Origin of the sequence: Acinetobacter sp. CFCC 10889 (assembly GCF_003268395.1) — a bacterium.
GTDB lineage: Bacteria > Pseudomonadota > Gammaproteobacteria > Pseudomonadales > Moraxellaceae > Acinetobacter.
The window spans coordinates 1-12,116 of record NZ_LQXQ01000079.1; the positions used below are offsets into that span (position 1 = coordinate 1).

Here is a 12,116-nt window from a genome sequence, read left to right on the forward strand (position 1 = left end):
CTAACACTCGTAGAGCGTAAGAGTTTATATGTGCATATTGTTCATTTAGGAGCGACAAGAGTTTCTGCGAATACGATTAGTCACTGTATAGATCGGCTTAAAATGAGCCATGCTCATAGCGTGACATTCGATAATGGTAAAGAGTTTTCGGAGCATCAGCGCTTAACAAACCAAGGTATTGATACATACTTTGCCGATGCATATTGCTCAAATCAGCGAGCAAGAAATGAAAATACCAATGGTTTAATCCGACAATATTTGCCAAAATCATCTTCATTCGAACATATTAGCCAAGAGCGAATTCAAGAGATTGAAGATGCTCTGAACAATCGTCCCAGAAAGAGTTTAGGATGGCGAACACCTAGCGAAGTAATGGCTGGGTTTTATACCGTTGCACTTGCTAGTTGAATCCGCCTAATTAATAAAACGCATATTCTCATAATTTCAAAACTAAATTATCAATATTATTTAAATTAGAACATAAATTACGCTGTTTATACTAATAAATTTCAGTTAGTCAGTAGCTTTTATCGCATCACCATTTCCCACACTATTTCCGTCAACTCATCCAAAGAAATTTTGCCATCAGGTCTATACCACGTCACTGTCCATGCAATTGCACCACCAAGCAATCTACGCCAAATAAAAGTATCATGCTGAATTTTGCCCAACACTTTTAATTCTTCAATTACATTGAGCCAAATATTTTCATAATCATTGCGTAATTTGAGTAATTCATCCTGACGTTCCGTAGATAGTGCAAACCATTCATAAACCAAAACAGCCATCGCAGAACCCGTATCGCCTGTGATCGACACCAATTCAGCTTTAATCAAATTTTTTAATTGTTGTTCAGGATGATTGCCTTGATTGATCGCATCGAGCAAACGTGCATGGTTATAAATAATGGTTTCATGCATCACATTCGCCAAAATATCATCTTTACTTTTGAAATGATGAAATAAGCTACCTGATTGAATTCCAATAAAATTTGCGAGTTCTCTCACAGTAGTTTTGGCATAACCTTGCTTATGAAATAAATACGCAGCACCCAATAACAAACGACCACGCGCGCTGTCATCAAAACAAGCAATAGGTTCAATTTCAGTGATCGAAGTCGCAATCATCGTGGGTTGTCATCCTTGGTAGAAGATCATTTGACATGAAAATTAACAGATTTGCCAATTCAGCATAGCATTTTGCACTTTACAAACCAAGCGCTTGCTTGGTAGATTAAAGTATAAATTTTATGCACAACAATGAAAATAAGTTCGGGATGAAAGAGGTATAACAATGGAAGATCAGCGTATAGTCAAAATTGGGTGTGCTTCAGGCTTTTGGGGCGACACCAATACCGCAGCGTTTCAGCTCGTACATTTGTCTGACATTAATTACTTGGTTTTTGATTATCTGTCTGAAATCACAATGTCAATTATGGCAAAAGCCATGATGACCAATCCCGAACATGGTTATGCACTCGATTTTGTCAGCCGTGTGATGACGCCATTACTTAAAAAAATCAGTGATAAGAAAATTAAAGTGATCAGCAATGCGGGTGGAGTGAATCCATTGGCATGTCGTGATGCTTTACAAAAAGTCATTGAATCACAAGGTTTAGATCTAAAAGTCGCTGTGGTTTTGGGCGATGATTTGATGTCAAGCCAAGCTGAGTTAAAAAATCAAAATATCAAAGAAATATTTAGTGGCGAGGATTTACCAAGTCATTTAGCAAGTTGTAATGCTTATCTAGGTGCAGTGCCAATTCGTGATGCGCTTGATCAAGGCGCAGATATTGTGATTACAGGTCGTGTGGTAGATTCCGCTGTGGTACTTGCACCTTTACTACATGAATATCAATGGGCTTTAGATGATTACGATAAATTATCGCAAGGTTCATTGACAGGGCATATCATCGAATGTGGTGCGCAATGTACAGGTGGAAACTTCACAGATTGGCGCTTGGTTAACGGTTTTGACAATATGGGCTTTCCTATTGTCGAGGTGAAAGCAGATGCTTCATTCATCGTGACTAAACCGAATGGTACAGGTGGTTTGGTTTCGGTGGGTACAGTCGCTGAACAAATTGTTTATGAAATTGGCAATCCGCAAGCCTATTTACTGCCTGATGTCACTGCTGATTTTAGCCAAGTTAAATTAGAACAAGTCGGTGAAGATCGCGTTTCGGTGACAGGTGCAAAAGGTCGTGCGCCTACACAACAATACAAAGTCAGTGCGACTTATCCTGATGGTTATCGGGTCTTGGTCAGTTTCTTGATTGCAGGACGTGAAGCACCTGAAAAAGCCCAAGTCATTGCCGATGCAATTTTAACGAAATGCGAACGTGTTTTAGCACTGCGTTCAGTCCCGCCATTTCAAGAAAAATCAGTTGAAATACTTGGAATTGAAAGTACTTATGGTGCAAATGCAAAACATTTAGATAGTCGTGAAGTTGTGGTGAAAATTGCAGTGAAGCATATGTTTAAAGAAGCGTGTATGTTCTTTGCCTCTGAAATTGCGCAAGCTTCTACAGGGATGGCGCCTGCATTGGCAGGTATTGTCGGTGGTCGTCCAAAAGCTTCACCTGTGATTAAACTTTTCTCTTTCCTTGTTGATAAATCAAAGTTGAATGTTGAAATTGACATCAATGGTCAGCGTCAAAATGTTGAGATTCCTCAAGGTTCAGCAGATCAATCATTTACTCAGCTTTCAGTGGGAGAAGTCGCTCAATTTACAGGGGATGAAGTCGAAGTGGCTTTGGTTGATATTGCGCATGCGAGAAGCGGTGATAAAGGCAATCACAGCAATATCGGTGTGATTGCACGTAAGGCTGAATATTTGCCGTGGATTCGTGCCAATTTAACGGAAGAAAATGTCGCGAAGTATATGCAACATGTGTTGAATCCTGAAACAAGCAAAGTAATTCGCTATGAGATTGAAGGCTTTAATGCACTGAATTTCATGCTCGAAAATGCCTTAGGCGGTGGAGGAATTGCAAGTTTACGTATTGACCCACAAGGGAAGGCTTTTGCACAGCAGTTGTTGGATATGAAGGTGAGAGTGCCGAAAGGGTTAGTGAAATAAAAGCTCCTTCTCTTGCGCCATATATGGCTCAGGGAGAAGGCGGGGGATGAGGGGGATTTATGAAAAGCATGTTCGAGTTCCCCCCTCCCTAACCCTCCCCCAAAGGTGGAGGGAACTTTAAATTTCGGAATAAAGAACACAAATTTAAAAGCACCTCTCCCTAACCCTCTCCTGAGAGGAGAGGGGATTTATAGAACACAAATTGGAAATAAAAAATGCAATATCACTCAATATTTAGACCAGATGCTTTTCAAGACAAAGTGATTATCGTGACAGGTGGTGGCTCAGGAATTGGTCGTTGTACCGCCCATGAGTTGTCAGCTTTGGGGGCACAGGTGGTGATCACAGGGCGCAAAATTGAAAAGCTTGAAAATGTCAGTAAAGAAATTCAAGAAGATGGTGGCAAAGTTCATTTTATCGTCTGTGATAACCGTGATGAACAACAAGTCAAAGATATGATTGCCGAAGTGATTGAAAAATTTGGCAAGTTGGATGGTTTAGTGAATAACGCAGGCGGTCAATTTCCATCGAATTTGGAAAGTATTTCAGCCAATGGTTTTGATGCCGTGGTTCGCAACAATTTACATTCAACTTTCTACCTGATGAAAGAAGCCTATAACCAGTGGATGGCGAAAAATGGCGGTAGCATCGTCAATATGGCAGCCGATATGTGGGGCGGAATGCCAGGCATGGGACATTCAGGGGCAGCACGTTCAGGTGTGGATAACCTGACTAAAACGGCTGCGGTGGAATGGGGACGTTCAGGTGTTCGAGTAAATTGTGTTGCACCAGGATGGATTATTTCCTCAGGCATGGATAATTACACGGGGGATTTTGCCAAATTTATTATTCCAAGTTTGGCAGGTAATGTTCCGCTCAAACGTATGGGTACGGAATCAGAAATTTCATCTGCGATTGTCTATTTACTTTCAGAAGCCGCGGGCTTTATTTCAGGAATGACGATTCGTATTGATGGTGCTGCATCGCTAGGCACACGTATGTATCCACTTGCCGATGCGACCAATAGTGTTTCTTTTAATGGATTTCATCGCGCTTTTATTCCAGATGTGTTGAAAGCTCAGATGGATCAAGCGGACTAAATGCGATTCAAATGCAAGATGAAAAATATGGATTAAAAAAAAGGGACGAAAAGAAATGAGCATTCTCCAATCCGAAATTGCTGTGGGTAGTGAGCAATTTAATCAGAATAAAGAAGCATTGCTTGCTCAGATTGCTGAAATTCGTGCTGTGCAAAATAAGAGCATTGAAAAGTCTTATGCGGCAAAGCCAAAGTTTGATAAGAAAGGCAAAATTCTACCGCATGAACGTGTTCGTTTGGCTTTAGATGCTGATTCGCCATTCGTGGAGTTATGCGGTTTGGTGGGCTATGGCATGCATGATGATAAAGATGGCTCAGATGCAGGTGGTGGCATTATTTCAGGGATTGGTTTTGTCAGTGGTGTCCGCTGTTTAGTTTCTGCAAGTAATAGTGCAATTAAAGGTGGAACCATGTCGCCAATGGGTGTACAGAAAACGCTTCGTATTCAGCAAATTGCCTTTGAACAAAAATTACCAATGCTGACATTGACCGAAAGTGGTGGAGCCAATTTAAATTATGCGGCAGAGGTCTTTACTGCAGGTGGGATGACTTTTGCCAATCAAGCACGTATGTCTGCGGCAGGCTTACCGCAAGTGTCTGTGGTACATGGCAATGCAACAGCAGGTGGTGCTTATCAACCCGGCTTGTCGGACTATGTGATCGCAGTGCGCAAACAAACTGAAATGCTTTTGGCAGGTCCTCCATTACTTTTGGCTGCGACAGGTGAAGTGGCAACAGCAGAAGAATTGGGTGGTGCAGAAATGCATGCACAAGTGGCAGGTACAGCTGAATTTCTCGCTGAAAATGATGCCGATGGCATTCGTATTGCACGTGAAGTCTTTGAGCATTTAAATTGGAAAGAGCAGACCAAAAAGTTCAATCTTGAATATAAAGAACCACGTTATTCTGCTGAAGAGTTGCTAGGCATTATTCCTGCAAGTCCCAAACAACCTTTTGATATGAAAGATGTCATTGCACGTATTGTCGATGATTCTGAATTTTTTGAGGTGAAGTCTGAATATGACGCTTTAACCGTATGTGGTTGGGCGAAAATTGGTGGCTTGCATATCGGGATTATTACCAATAATGGCCCGATCACGCCACAAGGTGCAACCAAAGCTGCGCAATTTATTCACTTGTGTGAACAGACCAAACGTCCATTATTGTTCTTACACAATACGACAGGCTTTATGGTGGGAACAGATGCCGAACAGAACGGCATTATCAAACATGGTTCTAAGCTGATCCAAGCCGTTGCCAATACTACAGTGCCGAAAATTTCAATTGTCGTCGCAGGGTCGTATGGGGCAGGCAACTATGCAATGTGTGGGCGTCCATTATCACCACAATTTATTTTCGCATGGCCAAATTCGCATGTCGCCGTGATGGGTTCAGCGCAAGCAGGTAAGGTTCTGCGTATCGTTGCGGAAGGAAAACAAAAAGCTTCGGGAATGGAACCGAATGAGCAAATGTTGGATTTCTTAGAACAAAGTACAGCAGCCAAACTCGAACAGCAATCTACTGCTTTATTCAACACAGCCATGTTGCATGATGATGGCATTATCGACCCACGAGATACACGTAAAGTTTTGATCTTCTTATTGGAAACTATTTATGAAGCTAGACATCGTGAACCGAATCCAATTCGATTTGGGGTGTCGAGGTTATAGGTTTTAATAAAAGCACCTCTCCCTAACCCTCACTTGCGCTTCATTTTAAAGCAGTGCTTTAAAACTTTGCTCAGGAGAGGGAACTCCTTCTCCCTTAGGGAGAAGGTTGGGATGAGGGGTTCTTAAAAGAAGGTTTAGGAAATTAAAAATATCAACAAACAATGAAAAAATTAGGAAATAAAAAGGACAACGCAATGAAATTTACCGCAGAGCATGAAGCATTACGCCGTACCACACGTCAGTTTGTTGAAACTGAACTCAATCCATTTATTCCAACGTGGGAAGCGGAGGGGCGTTTTCCGATTCACGATGTATTTAAAAAAATGTCAGATTTAGGTTTACTCGGCATTTGTAAACCTGAGGAAAATGGGGGCTTAGGTTTAGATTATTCTTATAACCTTGTCGTTGCAGAAGAATTAGGTCGCGCAGCTTGTGGTGGTGTTCCGCTTGCGATTGGTGTGCAAACCGATATGGCGACACCTGCATTGGCACGTTTTGGCAGTAAAGAATTACGTGATGAATTCTTAACCCCTGCGATTGCGGGTGAATATGTTGCGTCAATTGCCGTTTCAGAAGTTCATGCGGGTTCAGATGTTGCAGCGATCAAAACCACGGCTAAAAAAGACGGTGATGATTACATTATCAATGGTAGCAAAATGTGGATTACCAATTCACTGCAAGCGGATTTCTTCTGCTTACTTGCTAATACCTCTGATGACAAACCACATGTCAATAAATCCATGATTATTGTCCCTGCAAAAGCAGCAGGTATCAGTTTTTCAGAACCGTTAAATAAACTCGGCATGCGTTCAACCACAACCGCTCAAGTGTATTTTGACAATGTCCGTGTACCACAACGCAACCTCGTGGGTGCGGAAGGCATGGGCTTTATGATGCAATGATGCAGTTCCAAGAGGAACGCATGTGGGCGGCTGCCAATGCGATTGGTGGTTTAGAGCATGTGATTAAGCAGACCATTGAATATACAAAAGAACGTACGACCTTCGGTCAGCCTTTAATTAATAATCAATATGTACATTTCCGTTTTGCAGAAATGATGACAGAAGTGGAAGCTTTACGTGCCTTGACCTATCGTGCATGTCAAATTCATTTGGAAGGTGGCAATGCGACTGAAATTGCATCCATGGCAAAACTCAAAGCAGGTCGTTTGACCCGTGAAGTTGCGGACAGTTGCTTACAGTTTTGGGGCGGTAATGGTTTTATGTGGGATAACCCTGCATCGCAACTGTATCGTGATGGTCGTCTTGGCTCAATTGGCGGTGGTGCGGATGAAATCATGCTCGGCATTATTTGTAAATTGATGGACATTCTTCCATCAAAACGTAAGTAACTGAATGTAAATAAATTGGGAGAATGAATATGACACTTTCAGCTTCTCTGAGCACCCAACAATTTGATGACAGTATTCAATTGGAACAAGATGGCAGTATTTTAACCCTATGGCTGAATCGACCTGAAAGTCGCAATGCGATGAGTTTGAATATGGTTAAAGCCATTCAACAGGTGTTTAAAGCGATTGAAAATGATTTGTCGATTCGTGCGGTGATCCTGCGTGGTCAAGGTGGGCATTTCTGCGCAGGCGGTGACATTAAAGATATGGCACAACTGCGTGGCGAAGCTGCGGCTGCGGGTTCAAATCAGCCTTATGTCGATTTTAATCGACAGTTTGGACACATGATTCAGCAAGTCGATCAAGCACCACAAACCGTGGTGGCAATTCTTGAAGGGGCTGTTCTCGGTGGCGGTTTTGGTTTGGCATGTGTTTCAGATATTGCGATTAGTCTTGCAGATGCAAAATTTGGTTTACCTGAAACAGGTTTAGGGGTGATCCCTGCACAAATTGCACCCTTTGTAGTGAAAAGAATTGGTTTAACCCAAGCACGTCGTTTGGCTTTATTGGGTACTCGATTTGATGGGCAAACTGCATTGAAAGTCGGTGTTGTGCATGAAGTGGTCGAAAATCAACAGGATTTAGACGCTTTATTGTCTGAAACGATTCAACAGATCAAGCGTACAGCACCTCAAGCCTCTCGTGTCACCAAAGCATTGTTACATCGGACTTTAAATGAGCCGTTGAATAGTTTATTAGATGATGCTGCACAACAGTTTGCCAATGCGGTGGGTGGTGAAGAAGGTATGGAAGGCACGATGGCATTTATTCAAAAACGCAATCCAAATTGGTTTGGTGGTGAGTAGGTCATTGCATTTTTCAGAACTCAAAAATTGAATATTTATCACAATTGGAGCTTTGTTTGGAACGTTCCTTCTCCCTTTGGGAGAAGGTTAGGATGAGGGGGAATAAGTAAATCTCCCCTAACTTTCACTTGCGCTTCATTTTAAAGCAGTGCTTTAAAACTTGCTCAGGAGAGGAAATTTCCATTGTGAATTAATGATTTATTCCAAATTCAGCTTATTGTAGACGTTTATTCAATAAATATTGTCAAAGTATAAAATTAAGAATAGGGAAAACGAGAATGGCATTTTCAAAAGTATTGGTGGCGAATCGTGGTGAAATTGCTGTTCGCGTCATGAAAACAGCAAAAGCAATGGGCTATGCAACCGTTGCTGTATATTCCGATGCAGATCGCAATGCACGCCATGTAAAAGTTGCAGATGAAGCCGTCTATATCGGCGCATCCAAAGTTTCAGAATCCTATTTGTCGATTCAAAATATTATCGAAGCCTGTAAAAAAACAGGGGCTGATGCAGTACATCCTGGCTATGGTTTTCTTTCAGAAAATACTGATTTTGCCGCAGCCTGTGCTGAAAATGGCATCACTTTTATTGGACCACCTGCGCCTGCAATCGAATTGATGGGCAGTAAACGTCTATCTAAAATTGCGATGATTCAGGCAGGTGTACCCTGTGTGCCTGGCTATGAGGGCGATCAGCAAGATATTGCCCATTTAGAACAACAAGCCAATCAAATTGGTTATCCGCTTATGGTCAAAGCATCGGCGGGTGGCGGTGGACGAGGTATGCGTTTGGTACACAGCGCTGCCGATATTGTCGAATCATTGAAAACGGCACGTTCTGAGGCTGAAAATGCCTTTGGTTCAGGCGAACTGATTTTAGAAAAAGCCGTAATTGCACCGCGTCATGTGGAGATCCAAGTCTTTGGTGATACGCATGGTAATTATGCGTATTTATTTGAACGTGATTGTTCGATTCAACGCCGTCATCAAAAAGTCGTTGAAGAAGCCCCATGTCCTGTGATGACAGATGCTTTACGTCAACAAATGGGCGAAGCGGCTGTGGCTGCTGCACGTTCTTGTGACTATGTTGGTGCAGGCACAGTCGAGTTTTTATTGGATGCTTCAGGTGAGTTTTACTTCTTGGAAATGAATACACGTTTGCAAGTAGAGCATCCTGTGACAGAGTTAATTACAGGTTTAGACTTGGTTGAATGGCAACTGCGAATCGCCAATGGTGAAACTTTGCCATTACAGCAGTTTGAGTTGACATTGACAGGTCATGCGATTGAAGTGCGTTTATATGCTGAAGATCCGCGTTTAGACTTCTTGCCACAAACTGGGCAAGTACAACGTTGGTCACCCGCAGAATTACCAAATGTACGGATTGATCATGGTTTATTAACAGAGGATGAAATTAGCCCATTCTATGATCCGATGGTGGCAAAGGTCATTGCTTATGGTAAGACACGTCAGGATGCGATTCGTTTATTGGCACGTGCAGTGGATGATTGTGTGTTGTTAGGCGTGAACAGCAATAAGCAATTTTTGGTCAATTTATTAAGACACCCAATTATTGTCAAAGGTGATACCAACACAGCATTTATCCAAGAGCATTTCCAAGATGACGTCAGCCTACATAAACAGACTTTGGGCTTAGAACATTTAGCGATTGCCGCAGCTCTATTTACCAATGCTTCAAGCCAAAGCAGTTGGAATACAGGGATTGCATTATCACTACCTTTAAAATTGAAGCATGATGAACAGCAATTACAGGTTTCTTTGAAACGTGATCAAAATCAAGTCGAAGTGGAAATTTGTGGGCAGACCTCTACGATACAGATTCTTGAGCAAACAGCACAGAAACTGGTTTACGATGTAAATGGCGTGCGCCGTTCAATTGATTATGTTTTAGATGGAAATAATCTGTTTTTAGATGCGGTGAATGGCAATATTACGATTGAGAATGCAACCTACGCACCACCTGAAACTTCTGATGTGACAGGGGATGGTGAGATTCGTGCGCCGATGGATGGTGCAATTATCAATATTCTGGTGAATACTGGCGATACGGTAACTAAAGGTCAGACATTACTCATTTTAGAAGCGATGAAGATTCAGCAACAGATTAAGTCTGATGTGGATGGTGTGGTAGAGGAGATTATCGGACAAGTCGGACAGCAGGTAAAAAAACGTCAGTTGGTGTTTAATATTCAAGCCAATGCATCGGTTTAGACTGATCATTTACATATAAAAAAGCCATCTAGAAAAGATGGCTTTTTATTAAACTAAACATCACGTTGAGTGATGTTATTACTTGCCGCTTTTAGGCTATAGAGTAATTGTCCTAATAAAATATCTTTAGCTGTGAGTGTAACGATCACCATAGGATGCTTAGCTGCGGGAACAGCTGTTAAAACGGCTTTACCATTTTCAGCATCAAGGGTAATACTTTGGCAGCCAACCAATTCAATCTCACCTAAAAAAGCACTGACCATGGCTAAAATAGAGCTGCTGACTGCTGCAAGTTTGCTTGAATTGTAAGTGTTTTTACGATACACCGAGCATAATTCAAAACCATCAGTTGAGCATGCCATGATGAAATCAATTCCTTTGACATTCATTAATACATCATGAATTTGAGCCTTGGTATAATTGATTAACTCATCTGGTGCACTACGTTGTTCAGCAATATTCAGCATTGGGTTCCCCTATAAGTATTTAATTTCTAACGTGGTAATAATGGTTTCAAGCAGCATTAATACATCATCTTTTTGACGAGCATCGACAAAAAATAATGGATAATTCAAATTGTTTTCGATCAGCCAAGTACGATATTGATGGCTTGAGGTTTGGGTATCTTCATCTAAATGGCTAATACCAATCACAATGTTTTCATCATATTTTTTGAAAATATCAACATAATATTGAAGCTCTTCAAGGCTCTTTGGATTACTGTGATCAATCAGAATAATGGTGCCGATTGCTCCTTGGCAGATCACACCCCACATAAAATCAAAACGGCCTTGCCCAGGCGTGCCGTACAGTCCGATTTTATTACCATCCTCTAGCGTGATTTCACCATAGTCGATGCCAACTGTGGTATTGAGCTTTTGATGGCGTTCTTCATCGGTGTTATAAGCTTCCGTTGCCAATACAGGAATTTCCGACAATGCCTTAATTGCCTCGGTTTTTCCTGCCCCCATTGAACCTGCAAAAACGATTTTATATTTTTGAATAATCATAGGTAATAATCCTAAAAACCAAAACGGCGTTTTAATTTGCCAAAAAAGCTACGTAAACCACTCACATCCTGTTGCTGATTTTCATTTTTGGTATTTTGATCAAACTGACATGCTTTAGCATTGATTAATTCTGCATTACGTATTGCAAGATTCGCATTGATAAAACGTTGAGCGACTTGTACATCAATTCCTAATTTATTCGCCACATGTTGTACTTCTGCGCCTTGTATAAAACAGGCAGAAAGCTGCAAAATTAATTTACGGTCTTTATGTGTAGGCTGAGGCCAGAACTTGAGTTTAAAATGTGCTGATGCATGTGGTAATACACATAATTCTGTTGAATTCCACAGCAATTCAAATAGCCAATTTTCCAAATTCACTTGATGCTTACGTGAAACGGCTGAAAAGTTTTCAATACTTGCTGATGCATATTGCAAAGAGCCATCAGTATAAGGTGGAAGTCGTTTGGGATTGATCCAAGCAACGTGTTGATGATGATCAATAACAGCTAAGCTACCCAACTGATCAAAAACATGCACCTTTCTTTGAAGATCATCATAAATGTCTGCAATATATTGTACATTTAAACGTGGAAAGTCACGTAATATAGGTATAGAGACATTATCAGTTTCGGCATCAGGATCTGCTTCTATTTGAATGTTGAATTGATCCAAAACATGATTTTTAATCCAATTTTTAAAAACAGCAGTATCTTGTACAGGTAGAGATAAGGTGTTGTCCTCAATCGTGCCTTGTATAAGCTGATCTTTAGAAATTTTTAAATAGGTTAAATGATTAGAAAAAATGG

At 41.2% G+C, this 12,116-nt stretch carries 10 protein-coding genes and 1 pseudogene; 7 read left to right on the forward strand and 4 right to left on the reverse strand.

Going from position 1 to position 12,116, the window contains the following annotated elements; translation table 11 throughout:
* Nucleotides 1-408: IS30 family transposase (locus tag AVJ19_RS18990; RefSeq protein WP_111861154.1), on the forward strand; the 408-nt coding region annotated here is incomplete at its 5' end.
* A gap of 119 nt (nt 409-527) precedes the next feature.
* Here AVJ19_RS18990 and AVJ19_RS18995 read toward each other — a convergent pair.
* A complete protein-coding gene (locus tag AVJ19_RS18995) occupies nt 528-1,127 on the reverse strand; it encodes a TetR/AcrR family transcriptional regulator (protein WP_111861155.1) in 600 nt (199 codons plus the stop codon).
* Nucleotides 1,128-1,293: 166 nt separating this feature from the next.
* On the opposite strand from AVJ19_RS18995, the gene AVJ19_RS19000 reads away from it, so the two are divergent.
* The 6 genes and pseudogenes from AVJ19_RS19000 to AVJ19_RS19025 all read left to right on the forward strand — a co-directional run bounded on the left by AVJ19_RS19000 (nt 1,294) and on the right by AVJ19_RS19025 (nt 10,298).
* Nucleotides 1,294-3,081, forward strand: a complete 1,788-nt coding sequence (locus tag AVJ19_RS19000) for an acyclic terpene utilization AtuA family protein (RefSeq protein ID WP_111861156.1) — start codon at nt 1,294-1,296, stop codon at nt 3,079-3,081.
* Nucleotides 3,082-3,296: 215 nt separating this feature from the next.
* The gene (locus AVJ19_RS19005) at nt 3,297-4,181 is read left to right on the forward strand and encodes an SDR family oxidoreductase (protein ID WP_111861157.1); all 885 of its coding nucleotides are present in this window, start codon (nt 3,297-3,299) and stop codon (nt 4,179-4,181) included.
* Nucleotides 4,182-4,236: 55 nt separating this feature from the next.
* Entirely contained in the window at nt 4,237-5,850 is a 1,614-nt protein-coding gene (locus AVJ19_RS19010) for an acyl-CoA carboxylase subunit beta (protein ID WP_111861158.1), read from the forward strand.
* A 194-nt stretch (nt 5,851-6,044) separates the two neighbouring features.
* Nucleotides 6,045-7,201: pseudogene (locus AVJ19_RS19015) on the forward strand (acyl-CoA dehydrogenase family protein).
* 29 nt (nt 7,202-7,230) lie between these two features.
* Nucleotides 7,231-8,067, forward strand: a complete 837-nt coding sequence (locus tag AVJ19_RS19020) for an enoyl-CoA hydratase/isomerase family protein (protein ID WP_111861159.1) — start codon at nt 7,231-7,233, stop codon at nt 8,065-8,067.
* Nucleotides 8,068-8,345: 278 nt separating this feature from the next.
* Entirely contained in the window at nt 8,346-10,298 is a 1,953-nt protein-coding gene (locus tag AVJ19_RS19025; RefSeq protein ID WP_111861160.1) for an acetyl-CoA carboxylase biotin carboxylase subunit, read from the forward strand.
* 53 nt (nt 10,299-10,351) lie between these two features.
* Here AVJ19_RS19025 and AVJ19_RS19030 read toward each other — a convergent pair whose 3' ends face one another.
* The 3 genes from AVJ19_RS19030 to AVJ19_RS19040 form a co-directional block, all read right to left on the reverse strand.
* Nucleotides 10,352-10,765, reverse strand: coding sequence for a roadblock/LC7 domain-containing protein (locus AVJ19_RS19030; protein WP_111861161.1), 414 nt, complete (start codon nt 10,763-10,765; stop codon nt 10,352-10,354).
* Between the two features lie 9 nt (nt 10,766-10,774).
* A complete protein-coding gene (locus tag AVJ19_RS19035) occupies nt 10,775-11,308 on the reverse strand; it encodes a GTP-binding protein (RefSeq protein WP_111861162.1) in 534 nt (177 codons plus the stop codon).
* 11 nt (nt 11,309-11,319) lie between these two features.
* Nucleotides 11,320-12,116, reverse strand: a 797-nt coding sequence (locus AVJ19_RS19040; protein WP_111861163.1) for a hypothetical protein, incomplete at its 5' end; no start/stop codon positions are given.

What these genes read in the sequence shown, in the direction of transcription:
- AVJ19_RS19025 (WP_111861160.1), top strand. Translation starts at nt 8,346, where the DNA reads ATGGCATTTTCAAAAGTATTGGTGGCGAATCGTGGTGAAATTGCTGTT.
- AVJ19_RS18995 (WP_111861155.1), bottom strand. Translation starts at nt 1,127, where the DNA reads ATGATTGCGACTTCGATCACTGAAATTGAACCTATTGCTTGTTTTGAT.
- AVJ19_RS19020 (WP_111861159.1), top strand. Translation starts at nt 7,231, where the DNA reads ATGACACTTTCAGCTTCTCTGAGCACCCAACAATTTGATGACAGTATT.
- AVJ19_RS19010 (WP_111861158.1), top strand. Translation starts at nt 4,237, where the DNA reads ATGAGCATTCTCCAATCCGAAATTGCTGTGGGTAGTGAGCAATTTAAT.
- AVJ19_RS19005 (WP_111861157.1), top strand. Translation starts at nt 3,297, where the DNA reads ATGCAATATCACTCAATATTTAGACCAGATGCTTTTCAAGACAAAGTG.
- AVJ19_RS19000 (WP_111861156.1), top strand. Translation starts at nt 1,294, where the DNA reads ATGGAAGATCAGCGTATAGTCAAAATTGGGTGTGCTTCAGGCTTTTGG.
- AVJ19_RS19030 (WP_111861161.1), bottom strand. Translation starts at nt 10,765, where the DNA reads ATGCTGAATATTGCTGAACAACGTAGTGCACCAGATGAGTTAATCAAT.
- AVJ19_RS19035 (WP_111861162.1), bottom strand. Translation starts at nt 11,308, where the DNA reads ATGATTATTCAAAAATATAAAATCGTTTTTGCAGGTTCAATGGGGGCA.